The organism is Acinetobacter lactucae (assembly GCF_013122135.1).
In the GTDB taxonomy this organism is placed as follows: Bacteria; Pseudomonadota; Gammaproteobacteria; order Pseudomonadales; family Moraxellaceae; genus Acinetobacter; species Acinetobacter lactucae.
The window spans coordinates 982,790-1,001,885 of the sequence record NZ_CP053391.1; the positions used below are offsets into that span (position 1 = coordinate 982,790).

The 19,096-nt window shown below is 38.1% G+C and carries 21 protein-coding genes and 1 tRNA gene; 17 read left to right on the top strand and 5 right to left on the bottom strand.

The window, feature by feature from the left end; translation table 11 throughout:
- The first annotated feature begins 102 nt into the window (after positions 1 to 102).
- The 12 genes from HLV59_RS04605 (at position 103) to HLV59_RS04660 (ending at position 10,333) form a co-directional block, all read left to right on the top strand.
- On the top strand, positions 103 to 1,479 hold the full coding sequence (locus HLV59_RS04605; RefSeq protein ID WP_057106501.1) for a Do family serine endopeptidase: 1,377 nt from the start codon (positions 103 to 105) through the stop codon (positions 1,477 to 1,479).
- A gap of 122 nt (positions 1,480 to 1,601) precedes the next feature.
- Entirely contained in the window at positions 1,602 to 2,054 is a 453-nt protein-coding gene (locus HLV59_RS04610; protein ID WP_002118612.1) for an acyl-CoA thioesterase, read from the top strand.
- Between the two features lie 175 nt (positions 2,055 to 2,229).
- Positions 2,230 to 4,047, top strand: coding sequence for a translation elongation factor 4 (gene lepA, locus HLV59_RS04615; RefSeq protein ID WP_171429421.1), 1,818 nt, complete (start codon positions 2,230 to 2,232; stop codon positions 4,045 to 4,047).
- 74 nt (positions 4,048 to 4,121) lie between these two features.
- Complete coding sequence (gene lepB, locus HLV59_RS04620) at positions 4,122 to 4,949, top strand: signal peptidase I (protein ID WP_171429422.1); 828 nt, start codon at positions 4,122 to 4,124, stop codon at positions 4,947 to 4,949.
- Between the two features lie 24 nt (positions 4,950 to 4,973).
- Positions 4,974 to 5,348 carry a DUF4845 domain-containing protein gene (locus HLV59_RS04625; protein WP_032055219.1) on the top strand — a complete coding sequence of 125 codons (375 nt, stop codon included), beginning with the start codon at positions 4,974 to 4,976 and terminating at the stop codon, positions 5,346 to 5,348.
- Positions 5,320 to 6,012, top strand: coding sequence for a ribonuclease III (rnc, locus tag HLV59_RS04630; protein ID WP_005067830.1), 693 nt, complete (start codon positions 5,320 to 5,322; stop codon positions 6,010 to 6,012). The genes HLV59_RS04625 and rnc overlap by 29 nt, the downstream gene beginning before the upstream one ends.
- An 11-nt stretch (positions 6,013 to 6,023) precedes the next feature.
- Positions 6,024 to 7,046, top strand: a complete 1,023-nt coding sequence (era, locus tag HLV59_RS04635; RefSeq protein WP_014207367.1) for a GTPase Era — start codon at positions 6,024 to 6,026, stop codon at positions 7,044 to 7,046.
- Positions 7,047 to 7,063: 17 nt separating this feature from the next.
- A complete protein-coding gene (locus HLV59_RS04640; RefSeq protein WP_005067833.1) occupies positions 7,064 to 7,267 on the top strand; it encodes an NF038104 family lipoprotein in 204 nt (67 codons plus the stop codon).
- A 9-nt stretch (positions 7,268 to 7,276) separates the two neighbouring features.
- Entirely contained in the window at positions 7,277 to 7,990 is a 714-nt protein-coding gene (gene recO, locus HLV59_RS04645; protein ID WP_171429423.1) for a DNA repair protein RecO, read from the top strand.
- Between the two features lie 13 nt (positions 7,991 to 8,003).
- The gene (gene pdxJ / locus HLV59_RS04650) at positions 8,004 to 8,729 is read left to right on the top strand and encodes a pyridoxine 5'-phosphate synthase (RefSeq protein ID WP_171429424.1); all 726 of its coding nucleotides are present in this window, start codon (positions 8,004 to 8,006) and stop codon (positions 8,727 to 8,729) included.
- A gap of 6 nt (positions 8,730 to 8,735) precedes the next feature.
- Positions 8,736 to 9,380 (top strand): tRNA-(ms[2]io[6]A)-hydroxylase, encoded by a 645-nt coding sequence (miaE, locus tag HLV59_RS04655; RefSeq protein ID WP_031949047.1) that lies wholly within the window; start codon positions 8,736 to 8,738, stop codon positions 9,378 to 9,380.
- Positions 9,381 to 9,574: 194 nt separating this feature from the next.
- Positions 9,575 to 10,333 (top strand): SDR family oxidoreductase, encoded by a 759-nt coding sequence (locus HLV59_RS04660; RefSeq protein ID WP_016146112.1) that lies wholly within the window; start codon positions 9,575 to 9,577, stop codon positions 10,331 to 10,333.
- Positions 10,334 to 10,501: 168 nt separating this feature from the next.
- On the opposite strand, the gene HLV59_RS04665 is transcribed toward HLV59_RS04660, so the two are convergent.
- Positions 10,502 to 10,577 (bottom strand) — tRNA-Asn (locus HLV59_RS04665).
- Between the two features lie 46 nt (positions 10,578 to 10,623).
- Here HLV59_RS04665 and HLV59_RS04670 point away from each other — a divergent pair.
- Together HLV59_RS04670 and HLV59_RS04675 are read left to right on the top strand one after the other, a co-directional pair.
- Positions 10,624 to 10,770 carry a hypothetical protein gene (locus HLV59_RS04670; RefSeq protein WP_171429425.1) on the top strand — a complete coding sequence of 49 codons (147 nt, stop codon included), beginning with the start codon at positions 10,624 to 10,626 and terminating at the stop codon, positions 10,768 to 10,770.
- 41 nt (positions 10,771 to 10,811) lie between these two features.
- Positions 10,812 to 11,243 carry a hypothetical protein gene (locus tag HLV59_RS04675; RefSeq protein ID WP_171430577.1) on the top strand — a complete coding sequence of 144 codons (432 nt, stop codon included), beginning with the start codon at positions 10,812 to 10,814 and terminating at the stop codon, positions 11,241 to 11,243.
- 15 nt (positions 11,244 to 11,258) lie between these two features.
- On the opposite strand, the gene HLV59_RS04680 is transcribed toward HLV59_RS04675, so the two are convergent.
- Positions 11,259 to 11,696, bottom strand: a complete 438-nt coding sequence (locus HLV59_RS04680) for a PaaI family thioesterase (RefSeq protein ID WP_002119022.1) — start codon at positions 11,694 to 11,696, stop codon at positions 11,259 to 11,261.
- A gap of 239 nt (positions 11,697 to 11,935) precedes the next feature.
- Between HLV59_RS04680 and HLV59_RS04685 the strand changes: the two genes are divergently transcribed.
- Positions 11,936 to 12,778: a DMT family transporter gene (locus HLV59_RS04685; protein ID WP_171429426.1), complete on the top strand. Its 843-nt coding sequence runs from the start codon at positions 11,936 to 11,938 to the stop codon at positions 12,776 to 12,778.
- Positions 12,779 to 12,831: 53 nt separating this feature from the next.
- On the opposite strand, the gene HLV59_RS04690 is transcribed toward HLV59_RS04685, so the two are convergent.
- Positions 12,832 to 14,067, bottom strand: coding sequence for a pyridoxal phosphate-dependent aminotransferase (locus tag HLV59_RS04690; protein ID WP_171429427.1), 1,236 nt, complete (start codon positions 14,065 to 14,067; stop codon positions 12,832 to 12,834).
- Between the two features lie 207 nt (positions 14,068 to 14,274).
- On the opposite strand from HLV59_RS04690, the gene HLV59_RS04695 reads away from it, so the two are divergent.
- Positions 14,275 to 14,454: a hypothetical protein gene (locus HLV59_RS04695; RefSeq protein ID WP_002118942.1), complete on the top strand. Its 180-nt coding sequence runs from the start codon at positions 14,275 to 14,277 to the stop codon at positions 14,452 to 14,454.
- Between the two features lie 31 nt (positions 14,455 to 14,485).
- Here the strand turns inward: HLV59_RS04695 and HLV59_RS04700 are convergent, their stop codons facing one another.
- Positions 14,486 to 15,925, bottom strand: coding sequence for a sensor domain-containing diguanylate cyclase (locus tag HLV59_RS04700; RefSeq protein WP_171429428.1), 1,440 nt, complete (start codon positions 15,923 to 15,925; stop codon positions 14,486 to 14,488).
- Between the two features lie 174 nt (positions 15,926 to 16,099).
- Positions 16,100 to 16,891: an A1S_2505 family phage non-structural protein gene (locus HLV59_RS04705; RefSeq protein ID WP_171429429.1), complete on the bottom strand. Its 792-nt coding sequence runs from the start codon at positions 16,889 to 16,891 to the stop codon at positions 16,100 to 16,102.
- A 180-nt stretch (positions 16,892 to 17,071) separates the two neighbouring features.
- Between HLV59_RS04705 and uvrB the strand changes: the two genes are divergently transcribed.
- The gene (gene uvrB / locus HLV59_RS04710; RefSeq protein WP_171429430.1) at positions 17,072 to 19,093 is read left to right on the top strand and encodes an excinuclease ABC subunit UvrB; all 2,022 of its coding nucleotides are present in this window, start codon (positions 17,072 to 17,074) and stop codon (positions 19,091 to 19,093) included.
- The last annotated feature ends 3 nt before the right edge of the window (positions 19,094 to 19,096 follow it).

Below are 19,096 nucleotides of genomic sequence, written 5' to 3' on the forward strand. Positions count from 1 at the left end.
ATGACGTATTACAAATAAACATATTGTTACGCACAACCTCAAAGCGTTGTGATACAACAGTTTTATCCTTATTCTCGTAGACCAATTGTGGGTGAGCACCGAATGAAATCTCGCTATTTACAACAAGGAATGTATGCAGCGGTATTTACAGTTGCTGCTGTTCAAGCAAATGCTGCTGTTGATTTTTCAAATCTTGTTGAACAAGTTAGTCCAGCAGTCGTGAGTGTAAATGTCGTAAAAAAAATGACTCAGGATGAACTGTTGCAGCAGCAAGTTCCTGAAATTTTAAAACGTTTCTTTGGCAATCAGGTCATCATTCCACAGCAACAAGGTCCACAAGAAAAAACAGCTTACGGAAGTGCATTCTTCATTAGTAAAGATGGTTACTTACTCACAAACCACCATGTGATTGAAAATGCCTCTCGTATCAGCATCACTCTAAATGACCGCCGTGAAATTGATGCAACCGTAGTGGGTAGTGATGAGCGTACAGACGTTGCTTTGTTAAAAGTAAATGGAACTAACTATCCAGCTTTACGAGTAGGAAATGTTGATCGTTTACGTGTCGGAGAACCTGTTTTAGCTATTGGTTCGCCGTTTGGCTTTGACTACTCAGCTTCGGCAGGCATTGTTAGTGCAAAATCACGCAACATGAGCGGTGAAACTTCGGTGCCGTTTATTCAAACTGATGTAGCTTTAAACCCAGGTAACTCTGGTGGTCCATTATTTAATCAAAATGGTGAAGTGGTCGGGGTAAACTCTCGAATATTTAGTGGTACTGGCGGCTATATGGGCTTGTCTTTCTCTATTCCGATTGATGTAGCAATGGATGTTGCCGACCAGCTCAAAACAAAAGGTAAAGTCACACGCTCTTATCTAGGAGTGATGATGCAAGATATTGATCGAAACCTTGCTGATGCCTACAAATTACCAAAACCCGAAGGTGCTTTAATTACTCAAATTTCTCCGAACTCACCTGCACAAAAAGCAGGGCTAAGAGCTGGAGATGTGATTTTAAAATTAAATGGTGCGCCTGTACTTCGTACAAGTGATTTACTCTATGCATTAAACAAAGTACAGCCAAATCAAACCGTTCAGTTTGAAGTGTTACGTGATGATAAAACACGTAATATTTCAGCAACCTTAACGACTGCTCCAGATGAAACACCTGCTACTGGTGCACAAGGTGCTGCATCTAAAGGGCCAGTTTTAGGCATGAGTATTCGTGATCTAGTTGAACCGGAAAAAAATGCGTTGAACGTGAAAGGTGGTATTTTTGTACAAGATGTTCGCCGTGGTGGTTTGGCATCTTTGTCAAATATCATTCCGGGCGATGTAATTACGCAAGTCAATAATAGCCAAATTTTAAATAGTCAGGATTTTGCAAAAGTTGTTTCTAACTTGCCGAAAAATACCGTAGCACGCGTTGCTATTATTCGTCAGGGACAGCGAGCGATGCTTGGTTTACGTATTCAATAACCCTCAACCAAATTAATAAACCACCCTAAAATGGGTGGTTTTTGTTATTTAACTTGAGCGTTTAGTGATATCTACCTACACTTAATTTCAGTTTTAAAGTTAATAAATAAGAGTGTTCATTTGTGAGTAGTATTTTTGATTTACATATTCAGGTGCAGCCACATCATATTGATGCGTTGGGACATGTAAATAATGTGATGTATGTTCAATGGATGCAGGATGTAGCTGCTGCTCATGTTGAAACTTTGGGAGTAGGGGTAACTAAGTATCTTGAGTTAAAACATGCAATGGTCGCGGTTGAGCATCATGTGCAATATCGTAAAGCTGCGTTTGAAGGCGAACAAATTGTGTTACGTACATGGTTAGATGATATTAATGCGCTTTATTCTTTCCGCCAGTATGTGTTTTTCCGTCCATCAGATCAGGCCGTATTATTTGTTGGAAATACCAAATGGGCATGTATTGAAATTGCTACAGGGCGTCCAAAACGAATGTCGCCAACTTTTACCCATGCATACAAGCCGCTTGACTCAAGCATAAACCCTTATGATTTTACCGTTTCGTATGCTCGATAATTTGAAGCAATACGCTTACTTTGACTGTCCTTTTTTAAAACATAAGTACAAAGCTCATGATTATTTTGGATACTTTAAAATATGCATCTGTTATAATCTCACGCAATTTATTTAACCGCTTTGGCTGTGTATTAAAACAAGCTACATAGCACTCTATATTTTCTCAAGGTAACCCATGGCGCAAGCTAAAAAATCCGTCGATATCAAAAATATACGAAATTTCTCGATTATTGCCCACATTGACCATGGTAAGTCTACATTGGCTGACCGTTTTATTCAGATGTGTGGCGGTCTACAAGATCGTGAAATGCAAGCCCAAGTCTTAGACTCAATGGAGCTTGAGCGTGAACGTGGGATTACCATTAAAGCCGCTTCCGTCACGCTGTATTACACCCATCCAAATGGTCAGGAATATCAACTGAACTTTATTGATACGCCTGGGCACGTTGACTTCTCATATGAAGTTTCTCGTTCATTAGCTGCATGTGAAGGTGCACTATTGGTTGTAGATGCTGCACAAGGCGTTGAAGCACAATCAGTTGCAAACTGTTATACAGCAATTGAGCAAGGTCTCGAAGTTCTTCCTATTCTAAATAAAATTGATTTACCACAGGCTGAACCTGAACGTGTAATTCATGAAATTGAAGAAATTATCGGGATTGAAGCGACAGATGCACCAACTTGTTCAGCAAAGACTGGCTTAGGTGTTGACGGTGTACTCGAGCGTTTGGTCGATGTTATTCCGGCACCAGAAGGTGATCGTGAAGCACCTTTACAAGCATTAATTATCGACTCATGGTTTGATAACTACTTAGGCGTAGTTTCTCTTGTTCGTATTAAACAAGGTCGTATCCGCAAGGGCGACAAAATGTTGGTTAAATCGACAGGACAAACTCATCCGGTCACTTCTGTAGGTGTATTTAACCCTAAGCATACTGAAACAGATATTCTTGAAGCTGGTGAAGTAGGTTTTGTTATTGCGGGTATTAAAGATATTTTTGGTGCGCCAGTAGGTGACACCATTACACTTGCTACTACACCAGATGTTGCAACTTTACCGGGTTTCAAAAAAGTTAAACCGCAAGTATATGCTGGTCTTTTCCCGATTGATGCGAGTGACTTTGAACCATTCCGTGAAGCATTACAAAAATTACAGATCAATGACTCGGCTTTATTCTTTGAGCCAGAAAGTTCAGATGCTTTAGGCTTTGGTTTCCGCTGTGGCTTCTTAGGTATGCTGCACATGGAAATTGTACAAGAGCGTTTAGAGCGTGAGTACGATCTTGATCTGATTAGTTCTGCGCCTACCGTAATTTATGAAGCATTAACCAAGAAAGGCGAAACGATTTACATCGATAGCCCATCAAAAATGCCGGATGGATCGACTGTAGAAGATTTGCGTGAACCAATTGCTGAATGTCATATCCTTGTTCCTCAAGAATATTTAGGGAACGTAATGACGCTATGTATCGAACGTCGTGGTGTACAAAAAGATATGAAATTCCTGGGTAACCAAGTTTCTATTACTTTTGAAATCCCGATGGCTGAAGTCGTTATGGATTTCTTTGACAGATTAAAGTCATGCTCTCGTGGTTTTGCATCGTTAGACTATAACTTTGTACGTTTTGAAAGTTCAGCTTTAGTTAAGGTTGATGTGTTAATTAATAGCGAAAAGGTTGATGCCTTGGCTATGATTTGCCACCGAAATGATGCACGCCATCGTGGTATTGCATTGGTTGAGAAAATGAAAGACTTAATTCCTCGCCAAATGTTCGATGTTGCCATTCAGGCTGCAATTGGTGCGCAAATTATTGCCCGTTCTACCGTAAAAGCGATGCGTAAAAACGTATTGGCAAAATGTTATGGTGGTGACGTTTCGCGTAAGAAAAAACTACTTTCTAAACAAAAAGAAGGTAAGAAACGTATGAAACAAGTGGGAAGTGTTGAAATTCCACAAGAAGCGTTCTTGGCTGTATTGAAAGTAGAAAGATAAGAAATAAGGGTGGGGAAGTGATTAATTTCCTTTCCCCACTGTAATACAAGCAGCGAGGCTGCGAGTGAGGTCATGTGGATTTTGATTTTAATTTAATTCTTGTTCCAGTTACGCTGATTCTATTTGCAGTGTGGTTGTTAGATAAACTTGTATTAAAACAGCGTGCAAATAAAGGGCGCGGGAACGAAAATTTTGTCATTACATGGGCCTATGACTTTTGGCCAGTTTTAGCTGTAGTACTTGTGCTCCGTTCATTTCTTTATGAACCATTTAATATTCCATCGGACTCTATGGTGCCAACTTTAGAAACTGGTGATTTTATTCTGGTGAATAAATTTGATTATGGTGTACGTTTACCTATCGTTAATAAGAAAATTATTGATGTTGGTGAACCAAAGCGTGGTGATGTAATTGTATTCCGTTATCCACCTCAACCGACTATTAGTTATATTAAACGTGTAATCGGTTTACCTGGTGAACATATTGTTTATGACCATGGGCAATTGATTATTAATGGGCAAAAAGTACCGAAAGTATTAACACAGTTCAGTCGTGAAAAAGATGTGATGGATACGCCAACGTCTATTTATCATAAAGAGACGATTGGTGAGCATACCTTTACGATGCGCGAGCTTGAAGGCGTAAATGTGGCGCGCCAAGCACCGTTTATCAATTATGTTGAAAATGGTAAATATGCAAACCAAGACGGTTTATATTGGGAAGTGACTGTACCAAAAGGACATTACTTTGCAATGGGGGATAACCGCGATCAAAGTGCAGACAGTCGTTTCTGGGGTTTTGTGCCTGAAGAAAACTTAACAGGACGAGCATTCTATGTGTGGATGCATAAAGAACCGGGCTTACATCTTCCTAACTTTAGCCGAAATGGAAAAATAGATTAAAAACAACCATTAGGAAAAAAAGAAATGCGTAAGGCACAACAGGGTACTTCGTATTTAGCAATTTTATTTGGGGTGGTTATATTTGCAGTTGCAGTAAAAGCTGTACTTGCAGTCTGGCCAGCATATTGGGATGATCGGCTGATTAATAATCAGATAGAAGAGCTTTTACAAGAAAGCTCTTCTGAGATCACACCACAAAAGTTTGTAACACAAATGGATCAGCGACTCGAAATGAACAATATTCGTGATCTTCACTTTAAAGAGATCGCTCAAGTGTTTAATCAGTCAGGTCTAACGGTCAAAAAGAAATATGAAGTAAGAAAACCTTTCTTATTTAATATTGATTTAGTTTTAACATTTGAGAAGAGTTTTGATAAAACATCAGTTCAAACTAAGTGATCCTCGCTTACTGAGTCGAATCGGATATCAATTTAAGCAGCTTGAATTGTTACAGTTAGCTTTGACTCATCGTTCGGTGAGTCACAAATACAATTACGAGCGCTTAGAGTTTCTGGGCGATTCATTATTAGGCATGATAATCGCTAATTATCTATATCATGCCTATCCAAATGAAAATGAAGGTCGTCTCACACGTATGCGTGCGACTTTAGTTCGTCAGGAAGCGTTAGGTAAGATTGCAACCGATTTGCAACTTAGTCGGTGTTTAATATTAAGCACAGGTGAGTTGAAATCTGGTGGTCATCATCGTGAGTCAATATTAGCAGATACGGTAGAAGCGATTATTGGTGCAATTTATCTTGATAGTGGTGATCTCAACTTACTTAAAGATATTGTGCTAAAATGGTACATACCCTATTTAGACCATATAGAACCTACGGATCAACTCAAAGATCCGAAATCACGTTTACAAGAGTATCTACAAGCACGTAAAAAACCTCTCCCTGTTTACGAGGTTGTAGATATTCAGGGTGATGCACCTCATCAGCACTTTAAAGTTGAATGTGTGGTAGATGGTTTACCGAAGATTTATGGTGAGGGTTCAAGTCGTCGTTTTGCCGAGCAGGCAGCAGCGGCGGAAATTTTAAAGTTATTGGAGCAATAACCTGCATGTCGATGCATTCTGATCAAATCAATCCAGATTCAAATGAAAACCAAGATCCTAATAATCTGATTGATCAATTTTTTAGTTCCAAAGGCGTAACAATCCCTTCGGATTTTAAGAGCGGATTTGTGGCGATTGTGGGACGTCCAAATGTGGGTAAATCTACCCTCATGAACCATTTATTGGGTCAAAAACTTTCTATTACTTCGCGTAAACCTCAAACAACACGTCATAAAATTATTGGTATTGATTCACGTGAAAAAATGCAGGCGGTATATGTAGATACCCCAGGTATGCATAAAAAAGAAGTGCGTGCTATTAATAAAATGATGAACCGTGCTGCACACTCTGCATTACGTGACGTTAATTTAGTTTTATTTGTTATTGATGCTTATAAGTGGACTCAAAATGACGATTTAGTACTTGAGAAACTCAAGAATGCTGAAATGCCGGTTATTTTGGTCATTAATAAGGCGGACACTTTTGAAGATAAAAGAGAGATTCTTCCTCTCATTCAAGAACGTGCCAAACTTATGAATTTTGCTGAGATTGTTCCTGTTTCTGCATTACGTGGTGCAAACTTGGAACATTTGAGTGAAACGATTGAGAAGTATCTTCCTTATCAGCCACCTTTGTATTCATTTGATCAGATTACTGACCGCTCTGAGCGTTTCTTGGCGAGTGAAATTATTCGCGAAAAAATCATGCGTCAGTTGGGTGAAGAGCTTCCTTATGATTTAACAGTACAAATTGAATCTTTCAAAACGGAAGAAGCGACTGTTAATGAAAAAACTGGTCGTTTAAAACCAGCCTGTACCTATATCGATGCAACGATTTTTGTGGACCGTGCTGGTCAAAAAGCCATTGTAATTGGTGAGAAAGGAACCAAGCTTAAAACGATTGGTATGGATGCTCGAAAAGACATGGAAAAAATGTTTGAGCAAAAAATTATGCTCACACTTTGGGTAAAAGTGAAGGGTGGCTGGTCTGATGATGAGCGTGCTCTAAAAAGCTTAGGATACAGTGATATCTAAAGGATAAGGATGCTGGTATGAAAACAATTACATCATTAATCGCTATAGTTGGATGTACATTGATGTTACAAGGTTGTGTATATAAACTTGTAACCGTACCAGTAGGTATCGCCTATAAAACTACTAAAGGTGTAGTTAAAGGTACAGCAGCTGTTGTAGGTGCTGTTATTCCTGACGGTGATGATGAGGATGATAAAAAAGAAAAAGAATCTGAGGAATAGATTCTTTTTATGATGCGCAATGAAGTCCTCCATGGATATATGATTCATCACCGTAAATACCGTGAAAAAAGTCATATTGTGCATCTTTTTACTCAGGAATATGGGCGAGTCGATGGCATCTTAAGGCAGACTCCTCCCCCTCAATATCAGCCTATTCGGCTACAAGCCACGGGTAAAAGTGAACTCAAAAATTTTGCTAAGCTGGAAATATTAAATCAGCCTGTTTTCTTTTTTGGTGATGCTTTTTTTGCCGGATTTTATTTAAATGAAATTGTTCTTAGACTTTGCCCCTTAGAAGAGGCAATGCCGCAATCTTTTGAACAATATCAGTTAACACTGCTTCAATTACAGCAATTGTCTTCTCACGAAAATCCTGATCTTTTTCTGAGACAAATTTTACGCCAGTTCGAACATGTTTTACTTCCTGAGCTTGGTTACGCGATTGATTTCTCAATCGATACTCAACAACAGCCAATACAAGCTCATCAGTTTTATCAATTTCAGGTGACTGAAGGTTTTGCGCCCGTTGTTCAGGCAAGTCGTTCTTCATTGTCAGGTAAAGCAATTTTATCTATGTTGGATTATGAGCAAGGTCAGGATTTTTCTCACGAACAATTGCAATTATTAGGTAAACTATACCGCCAAATGATTACATCGCTTTTAGGAGATCGTCCCCTAAAAAGTCGACAATTGTGGATTCAAAATACTCAAACTCAATCGTAATTAGGATTTATTTATGGCTGCATTGCTTGGTGTAAACATAGACCATGTTGCTACTTTGAGACAGGCGCGCGGTACTACTTATCCAGACCCTGTGGAAGCTGCTCTTATTTGTGAACAAGCTGGTGCAGAGGGGATTACTTTGCATTTGCGTGAAGACCGTCGCCATATTCAAGATGACGATGTGCGTCGCATGCGTCCATTATTAAAAACGCGTATGAACCTAGAGTTGGCTGTTACTGATGAAATGGTCGAGTTTGCGAAAGAAATTCAGCCACAGCACGTGTGTTTTGTGCCAGAAAGACGCCAAGAAGTAACAACTGAAGGTGGTTTGGATGTAGTGGGTAACTTTGAAAAAGTTAAAGCTGCAACTCAAACTTTAGCGGCTATTGGTTGCGACGTATCATTATTTATTGATGCTGATTTGGCTCAAATTGATGCAGCAGTTGCGTGTGGCGCACCTACGATTGAGTTGCATACGGGTGCATATGCAGATGCGGAAACAAAGCAAGATCAACAAGCCGAGTTAGAGCGCATTATCAAAGGTGTTGAATATGCAGCTTCAAAAGGTTTGGTTGTAAATGCAGGTCATGGCCTTAACCTTAAAAATATTGCGCCAATTGCAGCTATTCCACAAATTCATGAATTAAACATTGGTCATTCAATTATTGCTGAAAGTGTTTTTGTAGGTCTGGTTCAAGCTGTTAAAGATATGAAAACAGCGATTCAGGCAGCAGGATAGTTGGTTATGTCGAGTATCAATTACGATGAATTAATGCAACCTGTGGTGGCCTTTTTAGGATGTCAAACACCAAATGCATGGTTGGATGAAGCAATCAATAATTTAGATATCTTGATGCAAGATCATGCTAATTGTGAAAAGAAAGCTGCTAGTACAGCAATGAATTTAATGTTCCGCTATAGCTTCTTTCCTGACTTACAAGTAAAACTTGCTCAACTTGTACGAGAAGAAATGCTTCACTACGAACAAGTGCTTGAGCTTATGGCTAAGCGTGGTCAAGAGTGGACGGGTTTAAGTGCCGGACGTTATGCAGGTGGGTTGCGTAAAGAGATCCGTACGTATGAGCCTGAAGCTTTAATTGATGTGCTGGTGATTGGTGCATTCGTAGAGGCTCGTTCATGTGAGCGTTTTTATGCACTTGCACCGCGTGTAGATGATGAGTTAGGACGTTATTATCGATACTTGCTTAAGTCAGAGTCTCGTCATTTTGAAGACTATCTGGCTCTTGCACTTGATGTGGCAAAAACTGCAAAAATGAAAGATCCCAAAGAGGATATTCAGCAGCGAATTGATCATATTCGTGAGGTTGAAAAGAATTTGATTTTAACACCAGATGATACTTTCCGTTTTCATAGTGGCGTACCAGTCTAATCTTAGATGATTGAAATAAAAAAGTTTATCTCTCTAGATAAACTTTTTTATTATAACTATATAATTCTTTAAAATTAATTTTTCAAAAAAATCTTTTATTTTTTAAAGTAATAACGAATATTATGTAAATATAAAGATAAATCTGTTCAAGATCGGTTTAGCTAAAATAGTTGATTATTTCTAAGGATATAAGAATGTTAGCATTAGTTACAGGTGCCTCAGCGGGCTTTGGTTATAGTATTTCAAAAAAACTGATTGAGTTAGGCTATAACGTTATTGGTTGTGGAAGACGAGCAGAAAAGTTAAAAGAATTACAACAAGAGCTCGGTGAAAAATTCTATCCCTTAGTATTTGATATGACAGATACGGCAGAAAATATAAATAAAGTATTGCTTGATTTACCAGCCGAATTTCAAATCAGTCAAATTGATTTATTGGTGAATAATGCTGGATTGGCATTAGGATTGGAATCCGCAGATAAAGCAGAATTAGATGATTGGTACACGATGATTGATACCAATGTGAAGGGGCTTGTTACGATTACCCGATTAATTTTGCCAAGTATGGTAAAGAAAAAATCAGGTTTGATTATTAATATGGGCTCTATTGCAGGTACATACCCGTACCCAGGGGGCAATGTGTATGGGGCAACCAAAGCATTTGTGGAGCAATTTAGTCTAAATCTTCGTGCAGATTTGGCTGGTACTGGTGTGCGCGTAACTAACATTGAACCAGGGCTTTGCGGTGGTACAGAGTTTTCTTTAGTACGTTTTAAAGGTGATGAGAATAAAGTAAACAGTCTATATGATAAAAAGAATCCACTCTTGCCTGAAGATATTGCAAATACAGTAGCTTGGATTGCTTCACAACCTCCACACATTAATATTAATCGTATTGAAATGATGCCGACCACTCAATCTTTTAATCCTTTAAAAGTGGTTGAAGTGGAATAATAATTTGAGAAGAAAATATATTCTTTCGAGTTAGGTTAGAGCGTTAAATCTAACGAAGACTCTAAGAAAAAATAAAATCCTCTATCTGCTGATAGAGGATTTTTTATAAATATTGATAAATTTATAGCAAAAAAAAGCCCACTTTAATGCTGCGGGCTTTTTAGTATTTGGCTCTCCCACCTGGGCTCGAACCAGGGACCTGCGGATTAACAGTCCGTCGCTCTACCGACTGAGCTATGGGAGAATCTGCATGAGATTATAAGGAGATTTTGAGAAGGGTCAAGTCTAAATTGTCATTTTTACTTCATTTTTGTGTCATATGCTTTTTATTTGATCAGTTGAGTGATGGGTTAAGAAATTACTTGCGCTTTAAAAAATCAATTGCTAAATTCAAAAAAGAACAAGCGTTTGGAGAAATCCAAACAGTGTGGATTTAAACCAACTTGCCAGCACTAAAATGGCTAAATCGGAGATAAGTATGAAAACGCTTACGATCGCTTCTATTTTTTCTAATTTTGATTTCTATCAACACAATTATCTGAATATCTTAAATCAATCAGAATCTTATTACACACCTGTAGAAGGTGCATGGATTAATGCTTATCCTTTCAAAAAGCAGGATTTGTATTTAGGCGATTTATTGCAGCTTTGGTTTAGCTCTAAATGGAATGTGCATAATTCACTTAAAGTTTTAAAAAGCTCGCACCAATTAAACTCCTCCAAATCTTTATATATTTTTCAAGTGGAAGGGGAGTTACTGTTCGGTAAAAATAAAGTTTTAGCATGGTCTGCCGAGCATCAAGAAATTATAGAACTTCAACTTAAAAATATTTGGGCACCCTATGTGATTGCACAAACTTGTGAACGTCCAAATAATGAAAATTACTCAATAAAAAAGGCAGCGGTTTAAGGCTGCCTTTAATCCTTAGGGACGAATAATCATGCAGGTTGCTGTTGCATAGGCATACAGTTTACCTTCCTCATCAATAATCTTTCCTTCAGAAATACCTAAATTTTTACTTAAATTAATAACCTTGCCTGTTGCAATTAAAGCCTGATTTTGGGGAATAGGGCGGCACATTTTTACGTTAAGGTCGATTGTGCCGTAACCTACACCCGCAGGTAACATCGTATGTACTGCGCAGCCAGTCACTGAATCTAGGACGGTGGCAGCAAAACCACCATGTACGCCACCGAGTGGATTTAGATGATTATGATCTGCTTGAGCTTTAAAAGTAACAGATCCTTCTGAAATTTCAGTAGGTTGCATAGGTATTGTTTTACTAATACTGGCAGGTGGAATATGGCCTTCAATCATAGCTTGTAAAAATTCAAGGCCAGTCATTTCCATCGGATTTTTCATTTTTTGAGTCCTTTAATTCTTTAAGTTCTAAAATGGAACTTAATATTAGCCTATTATTAAGTTTTAGTTGAGTCAATTCTATAGTTAAAAATTGAACTGATAAGTTGAATCTTCAAAACTTGTCTATTTAATATAAATTTCCTTTATTATAAAAAACGAATTAAATGATTTGCATAATGAATTAGATAGATAAGAAAGACTTCTTTTACACTATAAGAAATAACAGGAGCATAAGGACAATGCTTTTTAAAATTGCACTTGTAATGGCGGCTTTTGCAGCAAATTCTGTATTGTGTCGTTTGGCTCTGGCAGGCGAACATATTGACCCAATGACTTTTAGCCTAGTACGAGTGGGAAGCGGTGCAGTTGTTTTATTGGGGCTGTTTTTATATTCAAAATCGTCTCAAGCCAAAGTCCAATGGAGTTTAAAAAACGCATTTTTTCTAGCAGTTTATATTTTGGCATTTTCATATGCATACCTTCAAATCGATGCTGGTATTGGTGCTTTACTATTGTTTGGGGTTGTACAGCTGACCATGGTGCTTTATGGCTATTCGCAAGGTGAGCAGATTGGCAGATACCGTGGTATAGGCTTAGGTATTGCTTTAGCTGGAATCATTGTTTTGCTATTACCCGGTGCTCAAGCGCCTGATTGGGAATATGCTCTAATTATGGTGATGTCTGGTTTAGCATGGGCTGGATATAGCATTGCTGGTCGCAATATGACGCAACCTATTGGTAGTACGTTGGCAAATTTTACGCTAGCTGTGCCAATCGTTTTGTTGGCGAATATATTACTTGCCGAAGATCGATATATTGACGTGCAAGGATGGACCTTAGCGATTTTGTCTGGTGGTGTCACTTCAAGTGGGGCTTATGTACTTTGGTATGCAATTTTGAAGCATATTGATCGAGTGACAGCGAGTACAGTGCAGCTAAGTGTGCCATGTTTGGCAATTATAGGTGGAAGCCTATTTATAAATGAGGCTGTGACAGGGCGAGTGATTTTATCGAGTTTTATGGTTTTGTTTGGAATTTTATTGGTTATTTATGTAAGACCTCAAAAAACCAAAAATGCATAAGTGAATTAAAAAAGGGGTTCTCTCAAGAGAACCCCTTTTATGCAAAATGCAGATTATTTCGCAGCTTTTTCAGCTTCAATTGAAGCGATAGCAGCATCTACACCTTCAATTGAGTCAGCAGCTTTTTTGATACGTGCTAATGCATCAACAAGTACTTCATCAGCTGTTGCATATGAAATACGCATAAAACCGCCCAAACCAAATGCATCACCAGGAACTACTGCTACGCCAGTTTCTTCTAGTAACCATTCAGAGAACTCTGTGCAAGACTTTAAGCCTTTTGCACGAATAAGAGGGCGAATGTTTGCATAGGCATAGAAAGCGCCATCAGCAGGTAAGCAAGAGATCCCTTTAATATCATTTAAGCCATTTACAACTAAGTCATGACGGCGTTTAAACGCTTCAATCATAGGTTGTAAAACGTCTTGTGGACCATTCAATGCAGCTTCAGCAGCAACTTGCGAAATAGAAGTCGGGTTAGAAGTTGACTGTGATTGGATCTTTTTCATTGCGCCAATGATTTTTCCTGGACCGGCCGCATAGCCAATACGCCAACCTGTCATTGCATATGCTTTAGACACACCGTTTAAAACAATTGTGCGGTCATATAAATCTGGAGCAACAGTTGCGATGTTATAGAACTCATCTTCCCAACGAATCGGTTCATACATATCGTCAGATGCAACAAATACTTGTGGGTGACGACGTAAAACTTCAGCTAAAGCTTCTAATTCAGCTTTGCTATAAATCATGCCTGTTGGGTTAGATGGACTGTTTAATACCACTAGACGAGTGTTAGGTGTAATCGCAGCTTCTAATTGTTCAGGAGTGATTTTGAAACGTTGGTCTTCGCCACATTTCACAATGACTGGAGTACCTTCAGCAATAATGACCATATCTGGATAGCTTACCCAGAAAGGTGCTGGAATGATCACTTCATCGCCTTTGTTTAATAGAGCAAGCGCCAAGTTAAAGAAGCTTTGCTTACCACCACATGAAACCAAAATCTGATTCGCTTGATAATCAAGATTATTATCACGCTTAAATTTAGCAATAATTGCTTTTTTTAACCCAGGAGTACCATCTACAGCCGTATATTTGGTGAAACCATTATTAATCGCTTCAATTGCAGCATCTTTGATGTGTTGAGGGGTATCAAAATCTGGCTCGCCAGCGCCTAAACCAATCACGTTCTTGCCTGCAGCTTTAAGCTCAGCAGCTTTATTCGTTACAGCAAGTGTAGGGGACGGTTTGATAGCATTGACACGATCAGAAAGACGTACGTCCACGGCAATATTCCTCTTATGGGATTAAAAATAAAAAGCATCCTATCTTATCGCAAAAATTAAGCAATTTGCGGATGTGATCCTGCTCAGATGTAAAAAAGTTTAGTTTAGTAATATTCTTAAGCAAGATTTATACAATTGAAGCTTTTTTGGAAAGAAGTGAGAAAAATCATTTATAATAACTGGCAATCGAAATTTCGAGAATGAATCATGACTGAGCAACAGCCAAAACAGAAAAAGGCTTTGGTGAAATTGCCATTCCCAATGCCGAATGAAAGCAATCAAGCCGACGATGCGGTACACAACCAAGTGCGTCCAAAGCCAGAGCAATACGCAGATAGAACTTGGATGCCTCCACGTGGTACACGTCGTTCTATGGGAAAACGCTAATTTTGAAAAACAGGCAATATGCCTGTTTTTTTTATGGATTGAGTAAAATTTCCTGATAATAACTTTTTTTCTTTTGGTACATGTGGTGGTCGGCTCGCTTTAACATGTCCTCAATTTGTTCATTTGTTTGAGTGGTTGCATGTCCAATTGCAATACTAACTGGATGGCTTGAATAATATTGATTGTCGATATTAAAAAGCTCTTGAATCGTTTGAAGCATAATTTGAACATTCGCTTCATCTGCCCCCGGCATTAAAATCACGAACTCATCACCACCGATTCTAGATGCTGTATAGGCTGTATTTGAAATAGCCTGACTTAAAATATTTCCAACACGACGTAATAAACCATCTCCAATATCATGTCCAAACTGGTCATTTGTTTCCTTTAAACCATTCATATCTAAAAAAATTGAAGAAACAGGACGAATAATACTTCGGTTTAAACGATTAAGTTCCTCTGTAAAAAAAGCACGGTTATAGAGTTTGGTAAGGACATCATGTTGTCCTAAATATTCAAGATAGTTTTCTGCTTTTTTCCGAGCCGTAATATCTGTCAATGCAACTTGTACCAATCCCCATGTATCTTCATATCCGGGAAAAACGGTAAATTGAAGCAACACATTTCTTATTTGGCCATCTAAAGCGTAGTTAATAGCTTCACGTTTATGATGAATATTACCTTGCCATAATTCAATGAGTTGCTCCCGAAAGGTTTCAATCATTTCTTCAGCAAAAATCTTGTGTGTATTTCTTAAAAGTGTCGACTTATCAGGAGCTTTAAATAAATCAAGAGTCGCCTGATTAACATCTAAAATTAAAATATCTTCTATACATTGGCGGACAAATTCAGGATGGACATCTAAAAAAGTTCTAAAGTCCTCAATTCCCAATAGCCTAAGTTGATCAATTCTATTCTTTATACGGCTGAAATCCTCGACCCAAAGAGATGTAGGTGAGTAAATAAACATAGATTCAGCTAAGCGACGATTTTTCTCTTCCTGACGAAGTGCATTTTGATATGGGGTGATATCTTCGGTAGTAATTAATACCCGTTCAAAAGTGGATTCAGAATCAGGTAAAATGGACCCTCTTAACTGAACATCAATACGTTTTCCTGATAAGGTGTAATTTACAGTAGTGCTTGAAAAATGGGTTTTACCATTCCATAACGCTTCAAGCTCATAAATATGTGATTCGAACATTTCCTTTTTAAAAATAAGATTCAAATTCGAATATAGTTCTTCGTGTGTTGTTGCTTCAAAAAGTTCTAAGGTTTTTTGATTAACACGAACTATTTTAATTTTATGGGCGCATTCGATAACTAAATGTTTATTTTGATTTAAAAAATCATAAAGGTTTTCAATACCTTGATTTCTCCATAAATCAAATTGTTGTTTAACTTCACTGAAATCCTCAATCCACATTGGAATGGGGCTAAGGTCAAAAATCGAAGAATCTAAAGTTTCCATGTGTTTCTTTAAGTATTCAGTTTGCCTTGAAGTATAATGAGAAAAATTAATATTTGGGAGGATAAAGAGTTTAAATCTATTAGAATAATTAAAAATAAAAAGATTAAATGTAAGTAAAAATAAATAAGGAGAAAGCAGAGATTATCTGCTTAGCTCATAAATTTATAAGAAAACTTAACGATTAATAGGGTGATCAATGTTTTTTTCGCCACGCCATAGTTTAATAAAGTCTTGTTCATCAAAATCGTAAAGTTCCATGAGTGCAACGACAGCACTCACAAAAATCATGGCACCCTCAGAATTTCCATGAAGATTGAAAATTTTACCATTGAGCTTACCTAAAATATCATTAAGCTCATGGTCACGGCCTCGTCCATAACGATCTCGCGGATACAACTCTTCATTTAAAACAATAAGCGCTATGGCTTTTTCAGCATCTGATAAATCAGTTTTATCTAAAGCTTCTTCAAAAGATTCACTGCCATAATTAAAGTAAAAAATAACTTCATCGTTTATGAAACTTTGTACCATCTTTTGAGTTAAAGTCGGAAACTGAGATACCGCATTATCTTCAACATAAGGTTTAAAAGATTCTGGAAAAATAACGTTGTGATAAATACCTTTAAAAAGTGGAGCAATTTCGGAAACTTTATAACCCGCAATACCACAACCTAAAGCAGTAACAAAATATTTCATTTTAGGATGGTTTTTTGCATAAATTTTGAAGTCTTCAACATAGTGCTCAATTTGGGAAAGTGGCATTTGTTGAATGTGTTCATTTAAAGTTGGAATTGCAAAGCTTTGTCCAGCCCAGCCACGACCTACACCTTCAACTGCTCCGAAGTGCTGACTTGCCACACGTGCTGCACCGCTACTGTGTTGTCCGGCAAGATTACTTCCAAATACAAAAACTGTATCTTCGGGAAGTTCGGTTACAATACTTTCATCATGATATTGATAGGTCATGGTTATACTTTTTGTTTAATGGATAGCTTCATGTTGCAACCGATTAGGGTATTGGTCAAGTGTTAAGATGCTTAATCTTTTACATTGAATTTCCAGCCCAATTTAGACTTTAAATTAAGATAAAAATCCCCATTAAAAGGGAAGACGTTAAATTCAATTTTTTCATAAAGAGAGATAACTTTGAACGAAAATCAACCTTTTGATTTGGTCACTCATTATCAGCCAGCAGGTGATCAGCCACAGGCCATTGAAAAGCTGGTAAATGGTATCGAGCATGGTTTTCGTAATCAGTTATTACTGGGTGTAACTGGCTCGGGTAAAACCTATACCATGGCAAATGTAATCGCTCAAACACAGCGACCTACAATTGTGATGGCCCATAACAAAACTTTAGCTGCCCAGCTTTATGGAGAGTTTAAAGCGTTTTTCCCAAATAATGCGGTTGAGTATTTCGTAAGCTATTATGATTACTATCAACCTGAGGCTTACGTTCCATCCTCAGATACATTTATTGAAAAAGATGCAGCCATTAATGATCACATCGACCAGATGCGATTGTCAGCAACACGAGCTTTATTAGAGCGTCGTGATGCAATTATTGTGGCTTCGGTATCTGCAATTTATGGTTTGGGCGACCCAAATGCCTATATGCAAATGTTACTGCATGTGGTTGAGGGTGATCGTGTAAGTCGTGATGAAATTATTCGTCGTTTAGTTGAAATGCAATATACGCGTAATGAACTTGAGTTCTTACGTGGTACATATCGAATTCGCGGCGAAATTATTGATATTTTCCCTGCCGAATCTGATCAACATGCGATTCGTATTGAACTATTTGATGACGAGGTTGATTCCATCCGTTGGTTTGATCCGCTAACCGGTAAAATGGTTCGTAAAGTTCCACGTGTTACGATTTATCCAAAAAGTCACTATGTAACGCCAAAAGATCATCTGACTCGTGCCATTGATACGATTAAAGATGAGTTGCAAGATCAACTTAAATTCTTCCGTGAACATGACAAATTGTTGGAAGCCCAGCGTATTGAGCAGCGCACCCGCTATGATTTGGAAATGATGCAACAGTTGGGCTATACCAATGGTATCGAAAACTATTCGAGACATTTGTCTGGTCGTCCAGCTGGTGAAGCGCCTCCAACTTTATTTGATTATGTACCAGAAGATGCATTGTTGATTATTGATGAATCACACGTTACTGTTCCGCAAATTGGGGCGATGTATAAAGGTGATCGATCACGTAAAGAAAATTTAGTGAATTACGGGTTCCGTTTGCCAAGTGCACTTGATAATCGACCAATGAAATTTGAAGAGTGGGAGCGTATTGTACCGACGACCATTTTTGTAAGTGCGACACCAGCTAAATATGAGCTGGAAAAGTCTGACCAAGTGGTTGAGCAAGTGGTACGTCCAACAGGACTAATCGATCCTGAAATTGAAGTTCGTCCTGTATTAACTCAAGTTGATGATGTTCTTTCTGAGATTAATATTCGTAAGAACCTAAATGAACGTGTGTTGGTAACCACTTTAACAAAACGTATGGCAGAAGACCTCACTTCTTATTTAAAAGAATACGGGGTTAAAGTCGCTTATTTACACTCAGATATTGATACGGTTGAACGTGTCAAAATTATTCATGAGTTACGTACAGGTGTCTTCGACGTTCTCGTTGGTATTAACTTACTACGTGAAGGTCTCGACATGCCAGAAGTCTCTTTAGTTGCTATTTTAGATGCAGATAAAGAAGGTTTTTTACGTTCAGAGCGTTCACTCATTCAAACGATTGGCCGAGCTGCGCGTAACATAAAAGGTAAAGCAATTTTATATGCTGACCGAATTACTGATTCTATGCAAAAAGCAATAGATGAGACTGAGCGCCGTAGAGCTAAACAAATCGAGTTCAACGAGTTGCATGGTATTACGCCACGTAGTGCTGTTCGTCAGGTCATCAAAGAAATTGATTCAGGCGAAGTGCTTTCAGATGATGAAATTGATGAGAAGGTGCTTGAACAAGCACAAGCTTTAAGTGCCGATGAAAGGCATATTCTCTCTGATCCAAAATTGTTTAGTAAGCATATTACTAAGCTTGAAAAAGAGATGTTAAAAGCTTCGAAAGATTTGCAGTTTGAACAGGCAGCACGGATACGTGATGAAATCATTCGACTAAAAGCGCAAATGTTGCAATAAACG